Origin of the sequence: Jannaschia aquimarina (genome assembly GCF_000877395.1) — a bacterium.
Lineage (GTDB): Bacteria > Pseudomonadota > Alphaproteobacteria > Rhodobacterales > Rhodobacteraceae > Jannaschia > Jannaschia aquimarina.
The window spans coordinates 25,983-49,968 of record NZ_JYFE01000036.1; the positions used below are offsets into that span (position 1 = coordinate 25,983).

General features: G+C 65.6%; 22 protein-coding genes. 7 read left to right on the forward strand and 15 right to left on the reverse strand.

The features are described from left to right. Positions 1-122: 122 nt before the first annotated feature. Both jaqu_RS20615 and jaqu_RS20620 read right to left on the reverse strand, forming a co-directional pair. Positions 123-3,764, reverse strand: a complete 3,642-nt coding sequence (locus jaqu_RS20615) for a sialate O-acetylesterase (RefSeq protein ID WP_052500890.1) — start codon at positions 3,762-3,764, stop codon at positions 123-125. Positions 3,765-3,794: 30 nt separating this feature from the next. Further along, a complete protein-coding gene (locus jaqu_RS20620) occupies positions 3,795-4,037 on the reverse strand; it encodes a DUF2793 domain-containing protein (RefSeq protein WP_052500891.1) in 243 nt (80 codons plus the stop codon). A gap of 192 nt (positions 4,038-4,229) precedes the next feature. Here jaqu_RS20620 and jaqu_RS09455 point away from each other — a divergent pair, with 192 nt between their 5' ends. From jaqu_RS09455 to jaqu_RS09465, 3 genes are read left to right on the forward strand one after another with little or no spacing between them, the layout of a single operon-like run. Continuing rightward, on the forward strand, positions 4,230-5,195 hold the full coding sequence (locus jaqu_RS09455) for a Bug family tripartite tricarboxylate transporter substrate binding protein (RefSeq protein WP_043918729.1): 966 nt from the start codon (positions 4,230-4,232) through the stop codon (positions 5,193-5,195). Between the two features lie 54 nt (positions 5,196-5,249). Then, positions 5,250-5,702: a tripartite tricarboxylate transporter TctB family protein gene (locus jaqu_RS09460; protein ID WP_043918730.1), complete on the forward strand. Its 453-nt coding sequence runs from the start codon at positions 5,250-5,252 to the stop codon at positions 5,700-5,702. 10 nt (positions 5,703-5,712) lie between these two features. Further along, positions 5,713-7,248: a tripartite tricarboxylate transporter permease gene (locus jaqu_RS09465; protein WP_043918731.1), complete on the forward strand. Its 1,536-nt coding sequence runs from the start codon at positions 5,713-5,715 to the stop codon at positions 7,246-7,248. 18 nt (positions 7,249-7,266) lie between these two features. Here jaqu_RS09465 and jaqu_RS09470 read toward each other — a convergent pair whose 3' ends face one another. From jaqu_RS09470 to jaqu_RS09525, 12 genes are all read right to left on the reverse strand, one after another. Beyond that, complete coding sequence (locus jaqu_RS09470) at positions 7,267-8,268, reverse strand: ABC transporter ATP-binding protein (RefSeq protein ID WP_043918732.1); 1,002 nt, start codon at positions 8,266-8,268, stop codon at positions 7,267-7,269. Then, positions 8,265-9,236, reverse strand: coding sequence for an oligopeptide/dipeptide ABC transporter ATP-binding protein (locus jaqu_RS09475; protein ID WP_043918733.1), 972 nt, complete (start codon positions 9,234-9,236; stop codon positions 8,265-8,267). The genes jaqu_RS09470 and jaqu_RS09475 overlap by 4 nt, the downstream gene beginning before the upstream one ends. After that, the gene (locus jaqu_RS09480; RefSeq protein ID WP_084629655.1) at positions 9,236-10,177 is read right to left on the reverse strand and encodes an ABC transporter permease subunit; all 942 of its coding nucleotides are present in this window, start codon (positions 10,175-10,177) and stop codon (positions 9,236-9,238) included. The genes jaqu_RS09475 and jaqu_RS09480 overlap by 1 nt, the downstream gene beginning before the upstream one ends. A gap of 4 nt (positions 10,178-10,181) precedes the next feature. Further along, complete coding sequence (oppB, locus tag jaqu_RS09485) at positions 10,182-11,105, reverse strand: oligopeptide ABC transporter permease OppB (protein ID WP_043918734.1); 924 nt, start codon at positions 11,103-11,105, stop codon at positions 10,182-10,184. A 46-nt stretch (positions 11,106-11,151) separates the two neighbouring features. Then, entirely contained in the window at positions 11,152-12,768 is a 1,617-nt protein-coding gene (locus jaqu_RS09490; protein WP_043918735.1) for a peptide ABC transporter substrate-binding protein, read from the reverse strand. A gap of 266 nt (positions 12,769-13,034) precedes the next feature. After that, positions 13,035-14,753: an ABC transporter substrate-binding protein gene (locus tag jaqu_RS09495; RefSeq protein ID WP_043918736.1), complete on the reverse strand. Its 1,719-nt coding sequence runs from the start codon at positions 14,751-14,753 to the stop codon at positions 13,035-13,037. Positions 14,754-14,790: 37 nt separating this feature from the next. Then, positions 14,791-15,066: a DUF2160 domain-containing protein gene (locus tag jaqu_RS09500; protein ID WP_043918737.1), complete on the reverse strand. Its 276-nt coding sequence runs from the start codon at positions 15,064-15,066 to the stop codon at positions 14,791-14,793. Positions 15,067-15,118: 52 nt separating this feature from the next. After that, positions 15,119-15,409, reverse strand: a complete 291-nt coding sequence (locus jaqu_RS09505) for a GIY-YIG nuclease family protein (RefSeq protein WP_043918738.1) — start codon at positions 15,407-15,409, stop codon at positions 15,119-15,121. Positions 15,410-15,487: 78 nt separating this feature from the next. Next, positions 15,488-16,378, reverse strand: coding sequence for a carbohydrate ABC transporter permease (locus tag jaqu_RS09510; protein WP_043918739.1), 891 nt, complete (start codon positions 16,376-16,378; stop codon positions 15,488-15,490). Then, complete coding sequence (locus jaqu_RS09515; RefSeq protein ID WP_043918740.1) at positions 16,375-17,250, reverse strand: carbohydrate ABC transporter permease; 876 nt, start codon at positions 17,248-17,250, stop codon at positions 16,375-16,377. Before jaqu_RS09515 ends, jaqu_RS09510 begins: the two co-directional genes overlap by 4 nt. Then, entirely contained in the window at positions 17,247-18,332 is a 1,086-nt protein-coding gene (locus jaqu_RS09520; RefSeq protein ID WP_043918741.1) for an ABC transporter ATP-binding protein, read from the reverse strand. Before jaqu_RS09520 ends, jaqu_RS09515 begins: the two co-directional genes overlap by 4 nt. Continuing rightward, complete coding sequence (locus jaqu_RS09525; protein WP_043918742.1) at positions 18,332-19,420, reverse strand: ABC transporter ATP-binding protein; 1,089 nt, start codon at positions 19,418-19,420, stop codon at positions 18,332-18,334. Before jaqu_RS09525 ends, jaqu_RS09520 begins: the two co-directional genes overlap by 1 nt. 253 nt (positions 19,421-19,673) lie before the next feature. Between jaqu_RS09525 and jaqu_RS09530 the strand changes: the two genes are divergently transcribed. From jaqu_RS09530 to jaqu_RS09535, 3 genes are all read left to right on the forward strand, one after another. Continuing rightward, complete coding sequence (locus tag jaqu_RS09530; RefSeq protein ID WP_043918743.1) at positions 19,674-20,432, forward strand: DeoR/GlpR family DNA-binding transcription regulator; 759 nt, start codon at positions 19,674-19,676, stop codon at positions 20,430-20,432. A 135-nt stretch (positions 20,433-20,567) separates the two neighbouring features. After that, positions 20,568-20,759, forward strand: a complete 192-nt coding sequence (locus jaqu_RS21360; RefSeq protein ID WP_141134363.1) for a hypothetical protein — start codon at positions 20,568-20,570, stop codon at positions 20,757-20,759. Beyond that, positions 20,756-21,022, forward strand: coding sequence for a DUF1289 domain-containing protein (locus jaqu_RS09535; protein WP_043918744.1), 267 nt, complete (start codon positions 20,756-20,758; stop codon positions 21,020-21,022). Before jaqu_RS21360 ends, jaqu_RS09535 begins: the two co-directional genes overlap by 4 nt. A 26-nt stretch (positions 21,023-21,048) precedes the next feature. On the opposite strand, the gene jaqu_RS20625 is transcribed toward jaqu_RS09535, so the two are convergent. After that, the gene (locus jaqu_RS20625; RefSeq protein WP_052500892.1) at positions 21,049-23,355 is read right to left on the reverse strand and encodes a calcium-binding protein; all 2,307 of its coding nucleotides are present in this window, start codon (positions 23,353-23,355) and stop codon (positions 21,049-21,051) included. 217 nt (positions 23,356-23,572) lie between these two features. Between jaqu_RS20625 and jaqu_RS09545 the strand changes: the two genes are divergently transcribed. Further along, on the forward strand, positions 23,573-23,887 hold the full coding sequence (locus jaqu_RS09545; protein ID WP_043918745.1) for a TraR/DksA family transcriptional regulator: 315 nt from the start codon (positions 23,573-23,575) through the stop codon (positions 23,885-23,887). Positions 23,888-23,986: the final 99 nt, after the last annotated feature.

Genomic DNA, 23,986 nt, shown 5'->3' on the forward strand with positions numbered 1-23,986 from the left:
TGAGTGTGCTCTCGGCTGGTTCGCTTTCGCTATAGCTCACCCTTTCTTTCGGAACCATTGAACGTGAGACGGCCCCGCTCCTTTCCGAAGCGGGGCCGTCGCGATGTTCGTTTTCGAAGGCGTCAGGCGAACGCCGCGTGAAGCGCGTTCACCGCTTGCGCAAGATCCGTCGCCTCTGCCGGCGACAGCGCTCCGCCAAAGGCGCCGATCCCCAGCCCGACCCCATCGCCGACGCCGCCATTCGGGTTGCCGAAATAGAGCTTGGGGCTTGTCGGCGCGATCGACGGCTGAACGGCGCTTTGCAGCAACGATCCGTCAGGCCCGTACACGCCCACCGTGTCTCCGTCGCGAACGACCAGCCGCATGCCCGCCACCGGCGCGGGGTCAGACAGGTTGTTGTTCGAACCGCTGTGCAGGTTCGCCCGGATTGCTCCGGAAAGGCGGGCGCGGAGATAGATCGAGGTGTCGTCCCCGATCAGCGAGGGCGCGGTATTGTCCTGCAACGTCGAGAACCATGCCGCAAACGCGCAAGAGGTTTGGGGCATGTCCACGACAGGGTTGATCTTCAGATCGAGGGCAGACCGGGATCCGGCGCCTGTCGCCCACCCCGCACTGCTCCATGGCATCGGGGCGACGCCGCCTTCATTCATGTTCGTCAGACTCGTGATCTGGTCGCGCAGATCCAGGGAAGACGAAACCTCGTCCGCGAGCCGCAGATAGAGGCGCACAGTCTTGGGCCACCAGGACGACGTCTTCGCCGCGACAAAGAACGCATCCAGAGCACCGGCGCGGGCGCCAGAGATCGTCAGGCCCCCATTGGCGACGACCTGCTGGATGAAGGCATCGGTTTCCGCCTCGTAAGAGGTCGCCCCAGCCGCCGTCGTCACCGTCCAGCTCGTGGTCACGCCACCCACCGACAGTCCGACCGAGCTCGCGGTAGCGGCGGCAGATGCCGAGGTCTGTCGCAATTGCAGCTTCTGAAACTTGTCCACAAAACCCGAGCTCTGCCAATCCGCGACGACGCTGTCTGCGTTCAAGCGATTGAGCGTCCGGAACTCGCCTCCGGTGGCCGTAACGGGTGTCCGCCGCTCGATCCCGGCCACTTCGACCGCTTCCGAGACGATCGAGGTGGCTTCCGGAACGTCCGGCTGATCGGTGAACGAGATCGCGTCCGGGACCGTATCGTCGATTGGGCCATAGATGGCATCGTATGTGCCCTGATAGGCCGCCCAGCTCCGCAGGCCCATTCCTTCGGTCCAAGGCTCGGTGGGATGAATGCTTCCGAAGTTACCCTGATCGAAGTCGGTGTCGATCGTCGTCGCGTTCCCGTCCGCCTCCGGGACCGCAACTTGGGCTTCGCGAACGTCCCACGCCCGCAACCAGCCTTGTTCGGTCGTCACCCCATCACCTGCATCGTAGCCGAGGGGACGGATACGCTGGACGATAATCCGCGCGCTTGCCGAAACACGGGCGCGCACCGCGGCGAACCAGTCCGAGAAGTTGGCGGCGTAGTCCGCGGCCGCCGTCCCCATCGGGCCGGCCCCGACATTCGCGTCCGCCTCGCCCTGGTTCCAGATGATCAACTCCTCGCCGAACCCGCCGGGTGTCAGCGTCCGGGCGCGCGCCACCTTCTCTTCAAAGCCTTCGAACTGCCCTGCCGTGGTATCGGGATGCCACTGATCGAAGAGGTTCTGGCCATTCCGGCTGTGCTTCACGAGATAGACGGGCCGCGTGTCGCCGGATTGACGCATCTGATAGACGAATTCCGCCTCGCAGCCCCAAGCGAACCCCGTATTGTCCGGGTCCGCATTCGAGGTGATGTCGTAGGGCTCGAAGGTCGCGTCCGAGATGTCGGTGCCTTTCACCAGGACGAAGACATCGTCGAACACGCCCGGTCCGGTGTATTTCGCTTGCGGGGTTCCCGACGAATTGCCCGCGACCCGGCTGTTCGACTGACCCGCGATCATCAGAAGCAGGGGCTCCGCCCCGGAGGCCGTGTTTTCTTCGACGGTAAGCGTGAACTGCTCCGAATACGCGCCTGCGGACACTGTCACCCCAAAGGATCCGGCCGCCGCGACGGTCGACCCGACCACGATCTGCGCGCCGTTCAGCGCCGCGCGGCCGCCGCCTCCGGACAGGGCGAAGCCACCGGTCCAGGGGGCGCCATCGGATGTCGTCGCCGTCAACGTGCCTACGGTCGTTCCGGCCGCTGCGCCTTCGAGGAATGTGTCGTTCGACAGCTGGATATCGGTGACGAAGTGAGGTGTGGGTCCGTCGCTTCCCACGAGATCGTCGAAGCTGAGGTCCGAGACCGGCGCGATGGTCCGCGTCGCCGCAGCCAGCGTCACCGATCCAGTATCATGGTCGCTCTGCGGGACCTTGAGCGCCATGGCCTTCGAGGTCTCCCGCCGCATCGTAGCCGAGGGAACTGGGAGCATCGACAGGCCCGCGAAACGGATCGCATGGGTCGGCCCCGTATCCGGGTAGCCATTCCATCCGCCGGACCGGTTGGAATAGTTGGGCCGGATCGCAAGCCGCACGGCCGCGGTTCCCGGCGGGAAGTTCAGCGCGGCGTTCGTCCCCGACAGATCGACGCCGCCGATGTAACCGGTCGCCTTGTACCAGTGTCCCGTCTCCGCCAGCGCGACCGAATTCATCACGCAGTTCTTGCGCGACAGACCCCGATCGGAGTTCGCGATCGGCGTGCCGGCGGGCCAGGTTCCCGATGGATGATCGGGGTTGCCCATCGAGGCGGGCAGGGGCGTCTTGAGCGTGATCTGTCCACCAGCCCGGTCCACGCCAGTCAGATCGAAGAGATCCGCTTCCACGATCCGGCTGTAGCCGCCCTGACGGACCCCTGCCGCATTCCGATACGCAAAGATCACGGCGCCCCGCGCCTCGGGATCGGTGTCCACATCGTTCCAGTTCGAGGCGTCGGTTACGCGAATGACCGTGTCCCCGGGGGACAGGGGGGCCGCCAGCGTGGTCAGGCTGTCACCGCCGACCCCTTGGAACCGCATGTGGTGGATTGGCCGGATCTGAAGGCCGTCGGAATCGTAGGCGATCAACCCGATCTGGTGCTGGTGGCGCGCGCCTTCCGCAAAGCTCGCCCAATCGCCCGCGATCGTATCCTGCTGGAGCATTGCCTGCAGCCGATAGACCTGATCGGTCTGAACGGGAATCGGCTCCGCGCTCAGAACCGTTTCGGCTCCGTAGCCGCGGAAGACGAACGCCCCCGGCAGGCCGGGCGTTTGCGAGGCATCGAAATCCAGGCCCGGAAAGTTGTAGCTGTTGCCCAGATACCCCGTGCCGTTCGTGATCAGATCGCCGCCGCGGGCCGTGACGTAGGCCGTCGTCGTCAATGGCGAGTCGCCGAATTCGGTGCTTGCGAGGCCATCGACGCCTTGGGGAAAGCGGACCCGTCCCGTCGCCCCATCTGCCTCGATGGCCTGATGCCAGGTCGCCCCATCCGGGCTGACCTTCACGCTGAACGCATCCGTCCCGGCGGTTCCCATCTCGGCCCGGCCGGAAAAGCCGGTCTGAAAGAGAAGCGTCGCGGTCTCGGCCTCGCCGGCCTTGTTGAGCTTGAGCTGGTGCCCGTTGCCATCGTGGTTGAGCAGGGTCGCGGGCGACGCGACGCTCAGCCGGTTGACCGGATCCGCGCCGGAATTGATGCCCAGCGTCTCCAGGCCGGACAGGTCGTTCTGTTCCACGAACCAGCGCGACCCGTCATAGGCCCAGACCGGGCCGCCGACCTGCCGCATCTGCCAGCCGGGTTTGGGAACCAGGAAGCTTTAGGCTCCGTCCGTCCTCCACGCGACCTTGCCGTCCTGTCCGGCCCAGTCGCCCGTCGCGGGATCGTCGACGATGTAGCGGGCGCCCTCCTCCGGCGTGCCGGGCGGAGCGGCAAGGGGTCGATCCGCCACCACCGGCTGAACCAGCGCGTCGAGGACGCGCAGCGCCTCGTTGTGGGTCACATGCTTCTGAGCCTGGGACGGCTGAATATAGGGTAGCGACAGATTGACCGAGCTTTCCATGACGGCCCTACCTCCTTGTACGAGAAGGGCGGAGACTCGGTTTGAGCGGTAAACGGATCGTTAATCGAAAGAGCACCGTACGGTGGGTCTTCGGGACCGGGCACTAAGGGGGTGGCGCAGGCCTCCCCATTCCCGTTAGCCTTTGCATCGTAGAAGATCCGCGCTCGATCGCGGACGGACAGGGAGGAATGAATGAAGACGATCCTAACCGGGGCGGCAGTTGCCCTCATCGCGCTTGCGGGCACCGCCCATGCGGACGGCCACCAGAAGGTGGCGGACATCCACTTCCTCATCCCCGGCGGCGCCGGTGGCGGCTGGGACGGCACCGCCCGCGGCACGGGCGAGGCTCTGACCGAGGCGGGTCTCGTCGGCAGCGCCACCTACGAGAACATGTCAGGCGGCGGGGGCGGCAAGGCGATCGCCCATCTGATCGAGACCGATGATGGCGGCACGATGATGGTCAATTCGACGCCCATCGTCATCCGGTCGCTGCAAGGCGTCTTCCCGCAGAGCTTCCGCGACCTCACGCCGGTCGCTGGCACGATCGGGGACTACGCGACGCTGGTGGTGAACACGGACAGCGACGTCCAGTCCCTCTCCGATCTTGTCGCGATCTATCAGGACGATCCCACGGCGCTCGCCATCGGCGGCGGCTCGGTGCAGGGCGGCATGGATCACCTCGTCGCGGCGCTGGTGATGAAGAATGCCGGGACCGATCCAGCGCAGATCAAGTACATCCCCTACGACACCGGTGGCCCGGCGATGGCCGCGCTGCTCTCCGGTGAAATCCAGGCGCTCTCGACCGGCCTCGGCGAAGCCATCGAACTGGCCCGTCAGGGCGAGGTTCGCATCCTCTGCCTGACCTCGCCAGAGCGGGTCGATGCCGTCGCCGACGTTCCGACCTGCGCCGAAGCGGGCTCCGAAGGAACAGAGTTCGTCAACTGGCGCGGCTTCTTCGCCGCCCCCGGCATCGACGCGGACACGCTGGCCAGCTATCAGGCTGCCCTCGAAGCGATGTACGACACCGACGCATGGGCCGAGGTGCGCGATCGCAATGGCTGGGTCGAGATCTTCAATTCGGGCGAGGACTTCACGACCTTCCTCGAAGGGCAGGAAGAGCAGATCTCCACGCTGATGCGAGAGCTCGGCTTCCTCTGATATCATCGCCAGAGGGCGGCGGCATCACGGCGCCGCCCTCGCTTCGGGGAAAACATGCTGACCAAGACCCGCATCGGCGGCGCCCTGCTGCTCGTATTCTGCCTGACATATTGGTGGCTGATCCGGGACATCCGGCTCCTGCCATTCCAGGTCAATCAGGCATTCACGGCCCGGACGATCCCGGAGCTCCTGGCGATAATCGGCAGCGGCCTCGCGGTACTCTGCCTCATCCTCCCCGGATCCGGAGAGAAACCCGATCTCAAGGGCCTCGACTGGCCGCGCGTGATCGGCTTCCTCGTCCTGATGAGCGCCTATGGCCTCCTGATCCGCCCCCTCGGATTTCTCCTGTCCACGACGGCGTTCCTGATGATCGGCTTCACGATGCTCGGCGAACGCCGGATCTGGATCAGTGCCGCCGTCGCCGTCCCCCTCGTGGTCGGATTCTGGGTCCTGATGACGCAAGGGCTCGACGTCTACATCGCGCCCCTTCCCGCCGCCCTGAACTGAGGTCGCCTGCATGATCGACGGCATCCTGATCGGCCTCTCGACGGCCCTTTCGCTCCAGAACCTGCTTTTCGTGATGATGGGCTGTCTGGTGGGCACCTTCATCGGCATGTTGCCCGGCCTGGGGCCGATGTCCGCCATCGCGCTGATGATCCCCATCGCCGCCACGCTGGACCCTGCGGCGGGGATCATCCTGATGGCAGCGGTCTATTACGGCGCGATCTTCGGAGGATCGACGTCGTCCATCCTGATCAACGCGCCGGGCGTCGCCTCGACCGTGGCCACGTCCTTCGACGGCTACCCGATGGCGCGCTCCGGGCAGGCCGGCAAGGCGCTGGCGATCGCAGCCTATTCGTCCTTTTCCGGTGGGGTGATCGCGGCGATCTTCCTGCTGGTGGCCGCGCCCTCGCTCGCCAGCGTATCGCTTGCCTTCCAGTCAACCGACTACTTCGCGCTGATGGTGCTGGGCCTCGTGGCCGTCGCCGCCTTCGCGGGCAAGGGCAGCATGGTCAAGGCGCTGCTCATGACGGTCGTCGGCCTGATGCTCTCGACCGTCGGTACCGACCAGACTCAAGGTGTCGCCCGGTTCACGCTCGGCATGATCGACCTCGTCGACGGGATCTCGTTCCTGCTTCTGGTGATGGCGACATTCGCCCTGTCCGAGGCGCTGATGGCGATCCTCAGGCCCAAGGACGACAGCGCCCGCCTCGAAGAGAAGGAAGCCTCGCAGAAGCTCGGCTCGATGAAGGTCAGCCGCGAAGAAGTGAAGGAGATGGTCCCGGTCATCAGCCGCTCCTCCGTTCTCGGCTTCATCGTCGGCGTCCTACCGGGCGCGGGAGCGACCATTGCGTCGTTCCTCGCCTACGGCACGGAACAGCGCATCGCCGGCCCGAAAAAGGGCGCCGAATTCGGCAAGGGCAGCGTGCGTGGCCTGTCCGCGCCAGAGACGGCCAACAACGCCGCCGCGACCGGCAGCTTCGTGCCCCTCCTGACGCTGGGAATTCCCGGCTCGGGGACGACGGCGATCATGCTGGGTGCACTGATCGGCTACGGCATCCAGCCCGGCCCGCGCCTCTATCTCGATCAGCCCGACGTCTTCTGGTCGGTGATCGTGTCCATGTGGATCGGCAACATCATCCTGCTGATCCTGAACCTGCCGCTGATCCCCTATATCGCGCGCGTCCTCGCGATCCCGTCGCGGTTCCTGTTGCCGCTGATCCTCTTCTTTTCGCTGATCGGCGTCTACTTCGTGTCGTTCAACACGTTCGACATCCAGTTGATGGTGCTCTTCGCCATCGCGGCGGTCGGATTGCGGCTGCTCGACTTCCCTATGGCGCCGATGATCCTCGGCTTCATCCTCGGCGGGATGATGGAAGAGAACCTGCGCCGCGCACTCCTGATCAACGACGGATCGTGGTCGTTCCTGTGGGAGCGAGGGCTGACCCTTTCGATCCTCGTCATCGCTGCTCTGTGCTTGCTGGCCCCGCCGCTGGTGGGTTGGATCACGAAGTACCGCAATCGCAACACGACGGACGCCACGCCCGACTGACGCGCCCAAAGGGGCGCGTCAGGAATTCACCGCGGCCCGGACGGGCTCCGAGTGGTAGGGGCAGGCCACCATCCGGCCCGGCGCCGGTTCCGCAAGGGCGGGCGCGCCGGCGGAGCAGTCGGGCCGCGCCACGGGGCAACGTGTGTGAAAAACACATCCCGACGGCGGAGCCAGCGGCGACGGGAGTTCTCCTTCCAGCGCGATCCGTGCGCGTTTGCGGGTCGGATCGGGGCGCGGGATGGCCGAGATCAGGGCCTTTGCATACGGATGCAAAGGGGCGCCCACGACCTCGCGGGCAGCGCCCTCCTCCATCTTGCGACCGAGATACATCACCATGATCCGGTCCGAGACGTGGCGCACCACGCTCAGGTCATGGGCGATGAAGATCATCGCCAGACCCATCTCCCGTCCGAGCCGGCGCAGCAGGTTGACCACCTGTGCCTGCACGCTGGCATCCAGCGCGCTGACCGGCTCGTCGCAGATCAGCAGCCGCGGCTCCAGGATCAGTGCGCGCGCGATACCGATCCGCTGGCATTGCCCGCCCGAGAACTCGTGGGGGTAGCGGTTCACGAGGTTCGGCAGCAGGCCGACCCGCTCCATCATCTCCTGCGAGGCGCGGCGCGCCTCGTCGCGGGTGACGTCCCGATGGGTCCGCAGAGGTTCCGCGATGATCTCGCCCACCGTCATCCGGGGATTCAGCGCGGCCAGCGGGTCCTGAAAGACCATCTGCACCTCTGCGCGATGCTTGCGGCGGGCCGCGACCGACAGGCCGGTCAATTCCGTTCCCTGCCAGACGACCCGCCCCGACGAGGCCGGGATCGTGCCGATCACCGCGCGCGCCAGCGTCGATTTGCCCGACCCGCTCTCGCCGACGACGCCCAGCGTCTCGCCGGCCTTCAGGTCGAACGAGATATCCTGCACCGCACGCAGCTTCTGCGGCGGCGTCCACGGCATCGCCCCCTTGCGCGGCACGTCGAAGGTGACCGAGAGATCGCGGACGGAGAGAAGCGGCGCGCTCATGCGACTGCCCTCGGTTCGGCATGGCAGGCCCGGCGCACGTCGCCCAACTCCTCCAACACCGGACGGACCTCGCGGCAGGTTTCCATCACCAATGGGCAGCGTGGCGCGAAGGGGCAGCCAGGCGGCAGGCGCGACATATCGGGCGGGTCGCCCGGGATCACGGCCAACTCGCTGTCGTCGCCATCGAGCCGCGGAACGGCCGACAGCAGACCCGCCGTATAGGGATGGCTCGGCGCCTCGAACAGGGCGCGGGTCGGACCCTGTTCCATCACCCGCCCGCCATACATGACGACCGTTCGGTCGCAGCTCTCGGCCACCAGCGCCATGTCATGCGTGATCAACAGCAGCGCGGTCCCGAACTCCGTACGCACGTCTTCCAGCAGGTCCATGATCTGCGCCTGCACGGTCACATCCAGCGCGGTCGTCGGCTCGTCTGCGATCAGCAGCTTGGGACGGCACAGCAACGCCATCGCGATCATCACCCGCTGACGCATCCCGCCCGAGAATTCGTGCGGGTATTGCGACAGCCGCCCCCGCGCATCCGGGATGCGTACCGCATCCAGCATCCGCGCGCTCTCGGCCAGGGCGTCGCGCCGGGACAGGCCTTTATGCAGTTCCAGAACCTCGGCCATCTGGGTGCCCACGCGCATGTAGGGGTTGAGCGACGTCATCGGGTCCTGGAAGACCATCGCGATGGATTGGGCCCGGATCCGGTTCAGCTCGGCCGAGGGCAGGTTCAGCACCTCGCGCCCCTCCAGCCGGACGGAGCCTTCGGCGCGACCGTTCCGTGCCAGCAGGCCCATGATTGCAAACGCCATCTGGGATTTGCCCGACCCGCTCTCGCCCACCACGGCCAGCGTGCCGCCTGCCTCCAGGCTCATCGAAAGGCCGTTCACGGCCTGGACGGGGCCGTCATTTGTCTCGAACGTCACGCGCAGATCCGTGACCTGGAGCAGCGGATCGGCCATCATCGGTCCTTCGGGTCGAGCGCGTCGCGCAGCCCGTCGCCCACGAAGAACAGCGCGAAGAGCAGCGTGCAGAAGAAGAAGAGCGGAAAGCCCAGCATCCAGGGCGTCTCGTTGCGCAGGTTCTGCGCCCCCCCGTTGATCAGCGCGCCCAGCGAGGTCGACGGCTCCTGCACGCCCAGTCCCAGAAAGCTGATGAAGCTCTCGAACAGGATCATGCTCGGCACCAGCAACGTGGCGTAGACCGCGACGATGCCCAGCAGGTTCGGCACGATGTGGCGCAGGATGATCCGGGGGGTCGACACGCCCGTCGCGATGGCCGCCTCGACGAATTCGCGGTTCTTCAGGGTCAGCGTCTGTCCCCGCACGATCCGCGCCATGTCCAGCCAGGAGATTAGGCCGACGCCCACGAAGAGCATGATGACCGACCGTTCGAAGACGACCATCAGCAGGATCAGGACAAACATGTAGGGGATGGCGATCAGCACGTCGACGATCCGCATCATCACCTGATCCGTACGCCCGCCCACATAGCCCGACACCGCTCCGTAGAGCGTGCCGATGATCACGGCGACCAGCGCGCCGACGATGCCCACGGCCAGGCTGATCCGCGTGCCCTGCACCGTGCGGGCAAAGAGGTCGCGCCCCGTCTCGTCGACGCCGAACCAATGGCCGTTGGCGAGGCTCGGCCCGCCGACCTCGGGCACCCGGCCCAGCATGGCCCAGTCGATTTCCTCGTTGGACCATTGCGCGATCAGGTCGCCGAACAGCGCGAACGCGATCAGAAGCAGCAGGACGATCAGGCCCCCGGTCGCCGCCTTGTTGCGCAGGAACCTCGCCCGGGCATCCGCCCAGAGAGAGCGGCCGGCGACGATTTCCGTCGCGCCCTCGGGGTAGGGGTTCGTGGCCGGTGAGATGAAGGCGCGGGCGAAGCGGCGGAACATGGCGCTACAACCGGATCTTCGGGTCGATCCAGGCATAGGCCAGATCGACGACGAGGTTCAGCGCGACGACGATGATCCCATAAAGGACGGTCACGCCCATGATGACCGAATAATCCCGCCCCAGGGCGGCCGCGACGAAGAACTGCCCGATCCCCCCGGTCGAGAAGAAGACGTCGATCAGCACCGAACCGGTCAGCAGGAATGCAAAGGTGGGCCCGAGATAAGAGATCACGGGCAGCATTGCGGGCTTCAGTGCGTGCCGCAGGATCACTCGGCGCATGGGCAGTCCCTTGGCCTGCGCCGTGCGGATGAAGGGCGCGTTCAGCACTTCCAGCATCGAGGATCGTGTCAACCGCGCAATGGATGCCATGAAGGACGTGCTCAGCGCGATGACCGGCAGCACCAGGTAATTCCACTGCCCGCCCTGCCAGCCGCCGCCCGGCAGCCAGCCCAGCCACAGCGTGAAGACCAGCACCAGGATCGGCGCCATCACGAAGTTCGGCAATACCTGCGCCCCGATGGAAAAGCCCACCGCCAGATAGTCGATCCACGTGTTGTGCCGGATCGCCGCGACGATCCCCAGCGGCACGCCCACCGCGATGGCGGCGAGGCCGGACCAGATGCCGTAGGTCAGCGTCACCGGAAAGCCCTGCGCGATGATGTCGTTCACGGTGCGGTCGCGGTAGGTGAAGCTGGGCCCGAAATCGAACTGCGTGACGATGTTCCAGATGTAGATCCCCAACCGTTCGATGGCGGGACGGTCCAGCCCATACTTCGCTTCGAGATTGGCCAGGACAGCGGGGGGGATGCCGCGCTCGCTGTCGAAGGGCGAGCCGGGCGCGAATTCCATCAGCACGAAACTCAGCACGATCAGTGTCAGGATCGTGGGGATCGCGATGGCGATGCGGCGGAGGATATAGGCGGTCATGGCAAAGGGCTGGCGCCGCCCCGGTCAGGGGGCGGCGCCATGGGTCTCATTCGTCGGCGACGCGGTAGAAGTCCTTGACGTACCAGTTGTTCTCCACGTTTTCGCGCGGGAACCCCTTGATCGACGGGTCCAGCAGGAAGGCCAGCGAGTAGTGGTAGATCGGGACGATCGCCATCTCGTCGTAGAGGATCTGCTCGACCTGCGAGTAGTTCGGCTGCGGATCCTCGGCCGTCTTGGAGGCGACCATCAGCTCGTCCACCTCGGCGTTGGAAAACTTGCCGTCATTCGATCCATGCGTCGTCGTCACGAGGTCGAGGAAGGTCGACGCCTCGTTGTAATCCCCGCACCAGGCCGAGCGGGCCAAGTCGAATCCGCCCTCGCGGCGCTGGTCGAGATAGATCGCCCATTCGCTGTTCGACAGTTCCGTCTCGACGCCCAGCTTCTGCTTCCACATCTGGCTGATGACGGTGGCGATCTGCCGGTGGTTGTCGGACGTGTTGTAGATCAGGCGCAGCTCCAGGTCCGGGCTGCCCGCCTCTTCCCACAGGCGCTGGGCCTCCGCATCCCGCTCCGCCTGGGTCAGCTCGGCATAGGGGATCTCCGGCATCTCGAAGCCGGCGGTGGCCCAATGCGTGAAGTTGTAGGCCGGCTCCTGTCCGCCCTGCAGGATCTGGTCGACGATGACGTCGCGGTCCACGGCGTAGGACAGCGCCTTGCGCACATTCGGGTCGCGCAGCGCCTCGGGCACGTCGTCGCCGTCGCGGAAGTTGAACGCGTAATAGTAGCTGCACAGCCGAGGGACGCTGATCGCCTCTTCGGGCCGCTCCTGCTGCAGACGCGGGAAAGACCCCGCGGGCAGCGGCTCCAGCATGTCGAACTCGCCCGCCTCGTAGCGGGTCAGGGCCTGGTTTTCGTCGTTGATGACGTAGCCTTCGACGCGCTCGATGATGACGTTCTCGGCGTCCCAGTATTCCGGGTTCTTCACGAGCGTGAATGTCTCGTTCAGCGTCAGGCTTTCCAACGTGTAGGCCCCATTCGAGACCATATTTTCGGGCGCCGTCCAGTCGTCGCCATGCGCTTCGATGGTTGGCGCGTGGACGGGGAACAGAGTGGCGTAGGTCGTCATCGCCGGGAAGAAGGGGAGCGGCTGGGTCAGTGTGACGCGCAGGGTGCGGTCGTCCACGGCCTCCACACCCAGCGTTTCCGGGTCGGCCTCGCCGGCGACGATCTCGGCGGCGTTTTCCATCGAGGTCAGTTCGACATACCAGGCGTAGGGCGAGGCGGTGGCCGGATCGGCCGCGCGGCGCCAGCCGTTCACGAAGTCCTGCGCCGTTACCGGGTCGCCATTCGACCAAGCGGCGTCCTCGCGCAACGTGAAGGTGTAGACCGTATTACCCTCGGACGCCTCGAAGCTCTCGGCCACGCCCGGGACGAGGTTGCCCTGAGCGTCCTGGTTCATCAGCCCTTCGAACAATTGCCGGATGACGTGGGAACCCGCCGCCTCTTCGTTCAGCTGCGGATCCAGCGTCGGGAACTGGTCCAGAAGGCGGTAGCGGAACACCTGCTCTTCGGCCAGCACTTCGCCCGGCTGTGGTTGAGCGGCATGGGCGGGCGGCACGATCATCGTGGCGGCGGCAAGGGCGAGTAGCGTCCTGCGATACATCGAAATTCTCTCCTGTCGGGTGGGTCGGGCGCGTGGTCCGCGCCACTTCACTGCAACAAGAGTGCCCCCCTGTTCCGCGCCGCCGCAAGCGTTCCCGCGGACTTACCCCAGTGACGCGACGTCCATCGGCGAGACCCCGCCTATTGCCTGGACGGGCAGGTTGACAGGCGACTGCCAAATGGGCGCCACGCAACGAAAAGGGCCCGCCGCGGAATGAACCGGGCGGGCCCCCTGGGGGCGGGCGGAAAGGGCGCCCGCCCGTCAGCTCATTGCTGCCAGGACTGGATCAGCTCGTCGTAGCCGACGGTTTGTGGCTCCTCGTCCTCGTTCTCCAGCTTCGCCTTGGGCGAGCCGTCCTGCGACAGCCAGTACTCCGCTTCCCGCTCCTCGTTCAGGACCGGGCCGAGATCGCCCTGCACGCCGGCACGTTCCAGCCGTGCGAGCACCTGCTCCTGCTGTTCACACAGACTGTCCAGCGCCTCCTGCGCCGACTTCGCGCCTGACGAGGCGTCACCGATATTCTGCCACCAGAGCTGCGCCAGACGCGGATAGTCCGGCACGTTGGTGCCCGTGGGCGACCAGCGGACGCGGGCGGGCGAGCGGTAGAACTCGACCAGGCCGCCAAGCTGCGGCGCACGTTCGGTGAAGCTGTCGTGGTTGATCGTGGACTCGCGGATGAAGGTGAGGCCCGCATGGGATTTCTCGACATCCACCGTCTGCGAGGTGACGAACTGGGCATAGAGCCACGCCGCCTTGGCGCGGTCCACTGGCGTGGACTGCATCAGCGTCCAGGATCCGGCATCCTGGTAGCCGACCTTCATGCCATCCTCCCAGTAGACGCCGTGTGGGCTGGGCGCCATGCGCCAGCGGGGCGAGCCGTCCTCGTTCAGCACGGCAGCCGCACCGTCGCCCACCATGTCGGCGGTAAATGCGGTGTACCAGAACATCTGCTGCGCGACGTTGCCCTGCGCCGGGATCGGACCGGCCTCGCTGAAGGTCATGCCGGCCGCGGCGGGTGGCGCGTAGTTCTGCAGCCAGTCGACGTACTTCTCGATGGCGTAGACCGCCGCCGGAGAGTTCGTCGCTCCGCCCCGCGCCACGCAGGAACCGACGGGCTGGCTGTTCTCGTTGACGCGGATGCCCCACTCGTCGACGGGCAGGCCGTTGGGCTCGCCGACCGATCCCATGCCGGCCATCGACATCCACGCATCGGTGAAGCGCCAGCCCAGGCTCGGGTCTTTCTTGCCGTAATCCATGTGGCCGTAGATCTCGCCCTCGATGCCCATGTGGCTGAGGTCGCGGCCGGTGAAGAAGGCGGCGATGTCTTCGTAGGCGGACCAGGTGACCGGCACCCCCAGCGGGTAGCCGTATTCCGCCTCGAAGTCGGCCATGTTCTTTTCGTCGGTGAACATGTCGTAGCGGAACCAGTAGAGGTTCGCGAATTGCTGGGTCGGCATCTGGTAGAGCTTGCCGTCAGGTCCCGTCGTGAAGTCGAGCCCGATGAAGTCTTCCAGGTTGATCGTGGGCGAGGTGACGTCCGCGCCTTCTCCGGCCATCCAGTCGGTCAGGTTGCGCACCTGCTGGTAGCGCCAATGGGTGCCGATCAGATCGCTGTCGTTGACATAGGCGTCGTAGATGTTCTCGCCGGACTGCATCTGCGTCTGCAGCTTCTCGACCACGTCGCCTTCGCCGATCAGGTCGTGGGTGACGTTGATCCCGGTGATCGCGGTGAAGGCCGGGGCCAGGACGTTGGCCTCGTATTCGTGGGTGGTGATCGTCTCCGACACGACGGTGATGTCCATGCCCTGAAACGGCTCGGACGCGTCGACGAACCACTGCATCTCTGCTTCCTGCTCCTCGCGGGTCAGGGTGGAGCGTTCGATGTTCTCGTCCAGGAACGCGCGCGCGGCGTCCATGTCGGCGAAAGCGGGCAGCCCGGCGAATGCCAGGGCGAGCGCCGTCGCGGATGTGAGGGTCTTTTTCATTGGTATCCTCCCTTGGTGTTTCTTGTCTGCGCGTGTCTCAGACGTAGCGGAACACCGCTACGGCATAGGCGAGGCACGCGATCAGGGCGTAGGGCTGGGGACCGATTTCGAGCCCCAGCCAGATCAGGTTGATGAAGGCCGAACCCAGCAGCGTGATGAACAGCCGGTCGCCTCGGGTCGTCTCGATCCGCAGGATGCCGACGCGCGGCGTCTCGGGATACTTGATCGCAAGCACCGTCATCGTGACGAGCAGGCCCGCGATCACCGCGAAGAAGGCCGCCGTGGGCCAGGTCCAGGCCATCCAGTCTAGCATCCCGTGTCCTCCGGGTCGGATGTCATCGCCGGGCTCGACCCGGCGATCCACTTTACGACAGGCGCGAAATCCCAGACCATAGATCGCACCACTCGGGGTTCTCGCGTTCGATTAGCGAGATCTTCCAGGCACGCTTCCATTTCTTGATGCTCTTCTCGCGCTTGATCGCGTAAGGCGCCGCCTCGTGCCGCTCGAACCAGACCAGCTTCGTGACATTGCAGCGCGCGGTGAAGCTGTTTGGAGCGACGTGCTCCCGATGTTCCCAGACGCGGCGCACGAGATCGCTGGTCACACCCACATAGAGCGTACCGTTTCGCTGGCTTGCGAGGATGTAGGTCCACATGGCGGTTAGGGGTCGACAGGTAGGTGGCCGGGTCAAGCCCGGCCATGACGCCGTGAGAATGGTTAAGAAATGGTTCCATCACACCCTCCCCAACGCAAAGCCCTTGGCGATGTAGTTCCGCACGAAAAAGACAACGAGCGCGCCCGGAACGATGGTCAGCACGCCCGCCGCCGCCAGCACGCCCCAATCCAGTCCGCTGGCCGAGACGGTCCGCGTCATCGTCGCGGCGATGGGCTTGGCGTCCACGCTGGTCAGCGTCCGGGACAGCAGCAGTTCCACCCAGGAGAACATGAAGCAGAAGAACGCCGCCACGCCGATGCCCGACGCGATCAGCGGCATGAAGATCTTCACGAAGAATTTCGGGAACGAGTAGCCGTCCAGGTAGGCGGTCTCGTCGATCTCCTTGGGGACGCCGCGCATGAACCCTTCAAGGATCCAGACCGCCAGGGGCACGTTGAACAGGCAATGCGCGAGCGCCACCGCGATATGCGTGTCGAAGAGGCCGACCGACGAATAGAGCTGGAAGAACGGCAGGGCAAAGACCGCCGGCGGCGCCATCCGGTTCGTCAGCAGCCAGAAGAACAGGTGCTTGTCGCCCATGAAGCTGTAGCGGCTGAACGCATAGGCGGCCGGCAGGGCCACGGCGAGGCTGATCACCGTGTTCATGACCACGTAGATCAGCGAGTTCACATAGCCCATGTACCAGGACGGATCGGTCAGGATCTTCTCGTAATTCGCGAAGGTCAGATCGCGGGGCCACAGCGAGAAGGTCCCCAGGATCTCCGCGTTGGTCTTCAGGCTCATGTTCAGCAGCCAGTAGATCGGCAGCATCAGGAACAGCAGGTACAGCCCCATGACCACGGCCGATCCCTTCGGCCGCCACCGGCGCGTGCGCGCGGCGGGCGCGGCGTCGGTCACCTTGCCGGGAACGCCGGCGGCGCCGGGGGCCCTGACGGTCGCGTCGCTCATTGCGGGCCCTCCTGCCGGTCGAGATTGGTCATCACGGTGTAGAACACCCACGAGATCAGCAGGATCGTCAGGAAGTACATGATCGAGAAGGCCGCCGCCGGTCCCAGGTCGAACTGCCCCAACGCCATCTTGACGAGGTCGATCGACAGGAAGGTCGTCGCGTTGCCCGGCCCGCCGCCGGTGACGACGAACGGCTCGGTATAGATCATGAAGCTGTCCATGAAGCGCAGCAGGATCGCGATCATCAGGACGCCCGCCATCTTTGGCAATTCGATGTAGCGGAACACCTTCCACCGGCTCGCCTGGTCGATCTTGGCGGCCTGGTAATAGGCGTCGGGGATCGATTGCAGTCCCGCATAGGCCAGCAGCGCCACCAGCGACGTCCAGTGCCAGACATCCATGACGACGACCGTGATCCAGGCGGCGAGCGTGTTCTGGGTGTAGTTGTAGGGGATGCCCAGCGCATCCAGCGTATGGCCCAGCAGGCCGATATCCACCCGCCCGAAGATCTGCCAGATCGTGCCGACCACGTTCCACGGGATCAGCAGCGGCAGCGACATCAGCACCAGACAGACCGAGGCCCAGACTCCCTTCTTGGGCATGTTCAACGCCACGAAGATGCCCAGCGGGATCTGGATCGCCAGAATGATCGCCGAGAACAGCAATTGCCGCCCCAGTGCGTTCCACATCCGCTCCGACTGGAGCATGTCGCGGAACCATTCGAGCCCGGCCCAGAAGAAGACGTTGTCGCCGAAACTGTCCTGCACCGAGTAGTTGACCACCGTCATCAACGGGATCACCGCCGAGAACGCGACCAGCACCAGCACCGGCAGGACAAGGAACCAGGCCTTCTGGTTGACGGTCTTGTTCATGCCGCCTCTCCGTCGGGGACGACGCGCCAGTCGTCGGCATAGACGTTGACGCCCGCCGGATCGAAGGTCACCCGATCCGCATCCGCCGCAATCGCGGCGCCTTCGGGGGCGATGGCGCTCAACTCCACGTCGCCCGCCATCAGCCGGACGATCTTGTGGCGGCCCACATCCTCGATGCGGGTGACGCGCGCGGGCAGTCCCGCACCTCCGGTCGTCAGCCGCACGAATTCCGGCCGCACCCCGATCTGCACCCGCCCAGCGGGCGGCGCGTAGCCGGCGGCCAGCGGCACTTCGGCGCCGCCCACCCGGGCGACGTCGCCCGCGATCTCGGCATCCATGACGTTCATGCCGGGGGAGCCGATGAAATAGCCCACGAAGGTATGCGCCGGACGCTCGAACAATTCCTGCGGCGTGCCGATCTGGACCACTCGGCCGTCATACATGACGACGACCTTGTCCGCGAAGGTCAGCGCTTCGGTCTGGTCGTGGGTCACGTAGATCATCGTGTGACCGAACTCGTTGTGCAACGCCTTCAGCTGCGTCCGAAGCTCCCACTTCATGTGCGGGTCGATCACCGTAAGCGGCTCGTCGAAGAGCAGGGCGTTGACGTCCTCGCGAACCATTCCGCGGCCGAGGCTGATCTTCTGCTTGGCATCCGCCGTCAGACCCCGCGCCTTGCGGTCCAGCTCGGCCTCCATGCCGATCATCTGCGCGATCTCCTGGACGCGGCGGGCGACGTAATCAGGCTCGGCCCCCCTGTTCCGCAACGGAAAGGCGAGGTTATCGCGCACGCTCATCGTGTCGTAGACGACGGGAAACTGGAACACCTGCGCGATGTTGCGCTCGGCGGTCGGCGCGTGGGTCACGTCCACGTCGTCGAAGAGGATGCGCCCCTGGCTCGGCTCCAGCAGGCCAGAGATGATGTTCAGCAACGTCGACTTCCCGCAGCCCGAGGCGCCAAGCAGGGCGTAGGCCTCGCCGTCGCGCCAGTCGTGGTTCAGCTCCTTGAGGGCGAAATCGTCCTCCGAAGCCGGGTTTGGCAGGTAGGAATGCGCCAGATTGTCGAGCGTGATCTTCGCCATCACGCGGCCTCCGCATAGGGCGCGCCCGCGACCAGCGCGCCGTCCTCGGCGAAGACGTAAAGATGCACCGGGTCCACATGAACCGTCACATCCGCGCCGGGCGACAGGTCGCGCACGCCATGGACAAGCCCGACCCAGTCGCGCCCCGCATGGTCGAGATGGATGAAGGTCTCGGATCCGGTGATCTCGGTCACCGAAAGGCGCGCGTCGAAATCCAGATCGTTCGGCCCGCGCGCATGCAGCTCCAGATGATTCGGGCGGAACCCGGCGCGGTAGCGCCCGTCCGCCAGACCCGCCATCGCGCCGGGCGCAGGGCGCGCCGCGCCACCCTCCACCTCGATGGCATCGCCGCGCTTGGCGAAATCGAAGAAATTCATCGGCGGATCGCTGAAGACCCGCGCCGTGGTGGCGTCGACCGGGCGGCGATAGACCTCCGGCGTCGGACCAAATTGCGTGACCCGTCCCTCCCAGAGCGTCGCCACGTTGCCGCCCAGCAGAAGCGCCTCTTCGGGCTCGGTCGTGGCATAGACGAAGATCGAACCCGATTCCTCGAAGATGCGCGGGATCTCGGCACGCAATTCCTCGCGCAGCTTGTAGTCCAGATTGGCCAGCGGCTCGTCCAGCAGGACCAGACCGGCATTCTTGACCAAGGCCCGCGCCAACGCGCAACGCTGCTGCTGGCCGCCCGACAATTCCAGCGGCTTGCGGTCCAGCATCGGCGTCAACTTCATCAACTCGGCGGTCTCGCGCACGCGGCGATCGACCTCGTCGCGCGAGACGCCCATCAGCTTCATCGGTGAGGCGATGTTGTCATAGACGGTCATCGACGGGTAGTTGATGAACTGCTGGTAGACCATGGCGACCTTTCGGTCCTGCACCCGCATCCCGGTCACATCCTCACCGTTCCAGACGATGCGACCGGTATTGGGCTGATCCAGCCCGGCCATCAGGCGCATCAGGGTCGTCTTGCCCGACAGGGTCGGCCCGAGCAGCACGTTCATCGTGCCCTTCCGAAGCTCCAGGTCGGTGGGGTGGATATGGGTCTGCGCGCCGACGACCTTCGATACTCCGGCGAGATGCAGGCTCATGCGCCTCGCTCCCGGACCGATCCGAATGCCGAACGTTCGTAGATCACCCGCCCCTCCCAAGACCGACTAACCTTGGGTAACAGCCGCGAAACAGGCGGTGCAAGGCGATTTTTCGTTTCGCTTCGGTTTGCCGCCTTTTCGGGTGGCTGCTTTCGGATTGAGCCGGATCATCCCCGATACCGCAAAGAAAGTTGAGGTGTTCGCGCATTTTCGCATAGAAGATTCGAACGGAACCTGTGGGAGGGGGCCCGGTATGTCGCAGACCTTTCGCCATCCAGAGATCCTCGAAATCGCGCGGCGCGAGGGGAAGGTCACGGTCGAGGATCTCGCAAGCCGCTTCGGCGTGACACTCCAGACGATCCGCCGCGACTTGGCCGACCTGTCGGACCTGCGCAAGCTCGAAAGGGTTCATGGCGGCGCGGTCCTGCCATCGGGCACGACCAATATCGACTATCAGGAACGGCGCAGCCTGAACGAAGAGGCCAAGGCCCGGATAGCCCGTATCTGCGCACGGGAAATTCCTGATGGCGCCGCGCTGTTTCTGGGCATAGGCACCACGACCGAGGCGGTTGCGCGTGAATTGCTCCACCATCGCAGCCTTCTCGTCATCACCAACAACATGAACGTCGCGAACATCCTGATGGGGAACGCCGAATGCCAGATCATCGTGGCCGGCGGCGCGCTCCGGCAGCGCGACGGCGGTCTGGTGGGGGCTCTGACGGTGGACGCCATCCGTCAGTTCAAGTTCGATATCGCCGTGATCGGGTGTTCGGCGGTGGACGCCGACGGGGATCTGCTCGATTTCGACGTGCAGGAGGTGGGCGTCAGTCGCGCGATCCTCGAACAGGCCCGCCGCACGTTCCTCGTGGCGGACCGGTCGAAATTCAGCCGCAACGCCCCGGCGCGCATCGCCCCGCTCTCGGAACTGGATCGTGTCTTTACCGACGCGCCGCTGCCGCCGGATCTCGAAGCGTTCTGCCGCGACGGCGGCACACAGGTCGATATCGGCTGACCCGACCGCACACGCCTACAATCCGCGCCGGCGCGACGTACCCTGCGATGTGGCTTGCAATGCCTGACGTCTTTTGTCAGAAATAGACATCCCAGCCAGCCCCCGGCGAGCCCGGACCTCTCAAGGGGATCCGACATGCCCAGCACATACAGACCCGATCCGATGGTCGGCCCTTCCGAACCGGTCGCGACCGCCTCGCTCTGTCACGAGGTGCTCTACGACCTCCTCTTTTCGGGCCTCGCGCCTTCGGAAAGCAGGATCGAGGCCCTTCTCGACCGGGTCGAAACCGGCACCCGGGCCAGCGACCCGCCAAAGGACAGTCCATGAGCAAGACCCCGAGCCCCTGCATCGACGTCTGCAAGTTCCGGCGGCCCGGCCCCGCCGGATCCCATTGCATCGGATGCTCCATGACGAAGGAGCAGAAGAAGATCTCGAAGCGGGTCAAGGGCAAGGCGCGGGAAGCGTTCGTCGCGCTGGTCGTGTCTCAGCAGAAGGTGATGGGCCGCTACGATCATTGGCGGGGCGCGTACCTGAAACGGTGCCTGAAGAAGGGCGCCCGCGCTCCGGAGATCGTCCGAAAGGCGGGCTAAGGCGGACGCCCCGGCCCGCCCGCCGGTCACAATACGATCAGACCGTTCTCCACAGCCTGCGCGCCACCGGACGGCAAACCGGCGACGTCGCCTTCCAGACGTGTCAGCATATCCCATCCGTCGCCCTGGTCGACCTCGAGGAAGGTGCGGGTTCCGGCAGTCGCGATCCGCACTTGGTCGGCCGAGGCCAGATCCAGCCCGCCCAGGTCGATGACATCGCCGTCCTCCGCGTCCAGATCCTTGATGATGTCATTGCCCGAAAGCTCTCGGAACTCGAAGGTGTCGGCGCCTTCGCCACCGATCATCACGTCCTTACCCAGACCCGAGATCAGCCTGTCGTCGCCCGCTTCGCCCTTCATCCGCGCGGTCCCCTCGCCGCCGACGAGGACGTCCTGACCCTGCCCGCCATAGAGACGGTCGCGTCCCGCCCCGGCCTCCAGCCGGTCGTCGCCCTCGTTGCCGCGCAACGCGTCGTCGCCTGCGCCGGCCACCAGCAGGTCGTTGCCAGCCCCACCCACCAGAGTGTCGTCGCCCGCGCCACCCAGCAGGGTCTCTCCTCCGGGGGTGCCGCGCACGACGTCCAGGTCCTCTTCTCCGGACTCCAGCGGCGGGGGGGTCTCGTTGCCGTCGATAATGTCGGTGACGCTGTGTTCGTGGACGAGGCTTTCGGTCGATCGTGCGGGATCGGCCTCGAGGATGCGGACATGGCGCGTCAGGACGTCGCCGTTGTCCGATCCGCCGTCCCGGACCACGAAGTCCAGCTCGTCCCCGGCCTCGACGGTGACATCCCGCAGGGCGATCACCTTGCGGCCGTCGATCTTCACCGCCTTGATGGTCTCGCCGTTCAGCCGCAGCTCCAGCACCACGCCGTCCGTCGAGGATCGCGCCAGATCGTAGCTGGCCACGATATCCAGCGCGCCGCTTTCCTCGACCGTGAATCGCTCCACCACGGCGCGTTCGTTGGTCCCGTAATCGTTGAAATCTGCCGGTCGCACGGTCTTGGCGGTGACGGCGAAAGGCCGGAAATGCGTACCGCCCAGATAGGGGTTCCACAGGTCGGCCATCCGGTCCTGCCCGTCCATCACCTCGAGGTCGATAATGCCGGTCTTGCCGCGCGCCGTCTTCTCGGCGTGATAGCTCCAGGACGTGTCCCCATCAGGATCCAGGCTGAAATCATAGAAGCTGTCGGCCAGAACGCCTGGACCGTCGCCGGCCGAGATCTCGATCTCCCGACCGGTCACAACGACAACGGAATCGTCGATCCGCTCTGGCCGGGGAATCGGTCGGCCGTCAGCGGACAGAAAAGCCAGATCGCGCCCTTCGATGGAGATCGCCTGCGCCGACCCCCAGACCATCATCGTGCCGTCCTCGAAGCGATACGCCTCCAGCCCCGCGCCCAGATCGACCTCGACGGCGCGTCCCGCGCGGTCCAGCAGGTCTGCAACGAAGCGGAACCCCGCGACCATGTCGTTGGCCTCGCTCCGGCTCTGGTAGAGGCCCATATCCGGGGTGCCGGACCGATCCTCGTCCAGCAGGGCGTACCAGGCCGCCATCTCGAACCCCGCCGCCGACATGACGGCAGCCATCTTGGTCAGGTAGTCCGCATTCGACAGCGGATCGCCGGCCACGGCCGACTGGCCGAATTCCGTCGCGACCAATGTCGGCCGGATCTCCGCCGGCACCTCGTCCAGCACAGCATTGAGCCGCTCGAAGGCCTGCGCCGCCTCGGACGGGTCCAGGCCGTAGGGATGGATGTCGAGATGGTCCATATAGGCCATAGCGCCCGCTTCGATGAGGTGGGAGACATAGCCCGTCGGGGTCGAATGCATCGCGCCCCCGATGATCGCCACGTCAGGGTGATCGTCGGCCAGCCGATCGTGGACCGCCTTCAGGATGCGGGTCTGGTGTTCGGCGCGGACCGTCAGATCGTTGCTTGCGGCGGGGCCCGAGACGAAGCTGTCGTTCAGGCCGTTGAACTCGTTTCCGATGGCGATCCGCTGTATGTCCGGAAACCGGTCGAGTGTCGCGGCGACGTAATCGGCGAAGGCCGCGATGCCCTCGGCGCTATGGGCCGTCTTTCCGCCGTCATAGAGCGGGTTGCGCGCCATGAAGGTCAGCGTCAGGTCGAAACCTGCATCGGCCAGCGTATCGGCATATCCCTCGCGCCAGGCGTCGAAATCGTATTGGCCCGGCGACGCTTCTACCCGCGCCCAGCTCAGTCCGTCGCGGACGTTCTGCACGCCCAGATCGTCGATGAGCCGCAGCAGGTCGTCGGCCGTCTTGGCGGAGTAAGCGCCGCCATGGGAGAAGTGGGTGGCGATGGAGAGTTTCATGGAACTGCGATCCTCGGTACGGGCAGAGTGTTGACGAACAGTTTCCAGTGCCGTCGCATGGCGAGGATTGGGCATGGATCCAGCCGCACGGCGTCGGTCGTCGCGGATTTTTCCGATCTGCCGCGCCCGAGGCGTCTCTGGCGCCTGCCCCGCGGCTGACGCAGATCAGGGTTCGGCCCGTCCACTCCCGTCACCTTCTGCCAAAACGGAGGATCCCATGACCGACATCGCCGCGCGCAAGGACGCGCTTCTCGCCCGCCGGACCGAACTCACCGGAGAGATCGCGCGCATCGAGGACCAACTCGACGATCCCGCGCCTCCCGACTGGGAGGATCGCGCCTCCGAGCGCCAGGGGGACGAGGTTCTCGAGTCGCTGGGAACCCACGACTTGGCGGAAATCCGCGCCATCGACGCCGCGCTCGCCCGGATCGAGGACGGAAGCTACGGCACCTGCGTGGCCTGCGGCAAAGCCATCAGCCCCGAGCGGCTGGACGCCGTCCCCACTGCGGCGCGCTGCCGGAACTGCGCCTGACGGAGAGCGGGGCGACATTTTCGCAAACCTTGTTTGCACGTTTTGGTCTGCAAAGGGGGTGCGCAGGGGGTGCACGGGGGGTGCACCCCTGTCAGACGC

Excerpts from the sequence above, each read along its gene's own strand:
- jaqu_RS20615 (WP_052500890.1), bottom strand. The coding sequence starts at position 3,764 with ATGCGGCAGGTCGGCGGCCCGGTCTGGGCCTATGACGGGTCGCGCTGG.
- jaqu_RS20620 (WP_052500891.1), bottom strand. The coding sequence starts at position 4,037 with ATGGAAAGCTCGGTCAATCTGTCGCTACCCTATATTCAGCCGTCCCAG.
- jaqu_RS09455 (WP_043918729.1), top strand. The coding sequence starts at position 4,230 with ATGAAGACGATCCTAACCGGGGCGGCAGTTGCCCTCATCGCGCTTGCG.
- jaqu_RS09460 (WP_043918730.1), top strand. The coding sequence starts at position 5,250 with ATGCTGACCAAGACCCGCATCGGCGGCGCCCTGCTGCTCGTATTCTGC.
- jaqu_RS09465 (WP_043918731.1), top strand. The coding sequence starts at position 5,713 with ATGATCGACGGCATCCTGATCGGCCTCTCGACGGCCCTTTCGCTCCAG.
- jaqu_RS09470 (WP_043918732.1), bottom strand. The coding sequence starts at position 8,268 with ATGAGCGCGCCGCTTCTCTCCGTCCGCGATCTCTCGGTCACCTTCGAC.
- jaqu_RS09475 (WP_043918733.1), bottom strand. The coding sequence starts at position 9,236 with ATGGCCGATCCGCTGCTCCAGGTCACGGATCTGCGCGTGACGTTCGAG.
- jaqu_RS09480 (WP_084629655.1), bottom strand. The coding sequence starts at position 10,177 with ATGTTCCGCCGCTTCGCCCGCGCCTTCATCTCACCGGCCACGAACCCC.
- oppB (WP_043918734.1), bottom strand. The coding sequence starts at position 11,105 with ATGACCGCCTATATCCTCCGCCGCATCGCCATCGCGATCCCCACGATC.
- jaqu_RS09490 (WP_043918735.1), bottom strand. The coding sequence starts at position 12,768 with ATGTATCGCAGGACGCTACTCGCCCTTGCCGCCGCCACGATGATCGTG.
- jaqu_RS09495 (WP_043918736.1), bottom strand. The coding sequence starts at position 14,753 with ATGAAAAAGACCCTCACATCCGCGACGGCGCTCGCCCTGGCATTCGCC.
- jaqu_RS09500 (WP_043918737.1), bottom strand. The coding sequence starts at position 15,066 with ATGCTAGACTGGATGGCCTGGACCTGGCCCACGGCGGCCTTCTTCGCG.
- jaqu_RS09505 (WP_043918738.1), bottom strand. The coding sequence starts at position 15,409 with ATGTGGACCTACATCCTCGCAAGCCAGCGAAACGGTACGCTCTATGTG.
- jaqu_RS09510 (WP_043918739.1), bottom strand. The coding sequence starts at position 16,378 with ATGAGCGACGCGACCGTCAGGGCCCCCGGCGCCGCCGGCGTTCCCGGC.
- jaqu_RS09515 (WP_043918740.1), bottom strand. The coding sequence starts at position 17,250 with ATGAACAAGACCGTCAACCAGAAGGCCTGGTTCCTTGTCCTGCCGGTG.
- jaqu_RS09520 (WP_043918741.1), bottom strand. The coding sequence starts at position 18,332 with ATGGCGAAGATCACGCTCGACAATCTGGCGCATTCCTACCTGCCAAAC.
- jaqu_RS09525 (WP_043918742.1), bottom strand. The coding sequence starts at position 19,420 with ATGAGCCTGCATCTCGCCGGAGTATCGAAGGTCGTCGGCGCGCAGACC.
- jaqu_RS09530 (WP_043918743.1), top strand. The coding sequence starts at position 19,674 with ATGTCGCAGACCTTTCGCCATCCAGAGATCCTCGAAATCGCGCGGCGC.
- jaqu_RS21360 (WP_141134363.1), top strand. The coding sequence starts at position 20,568 with ATGCCCAGCACATACAGACCCGATCCGATGGTCGGCCCTTCCGAACCG.
- jaqu_RS09535 (WP_043918744.1), top strand. The coding sequence starts at position 20,756 with ATGAGCAAGACCCCGAGCCCCTGCATCGACGTCTGCAAGTTCCGGCGG.
- jaqu_RS20625 (WP_052500892.1), bottom strand. The coding sequence starts at position 23,355 with ATGAAACTCTCCATCGCCACCCACTTCTCCCATGGCGGCGCTTACTCC.
- jaqu_RS09545 (WP_043918745.1), top strand. The coding sequence starts at position 23,573 with ATGACCGACATCGCCGCGCGCAAGGACGCGCTTCTCGCCCGCCGGACC.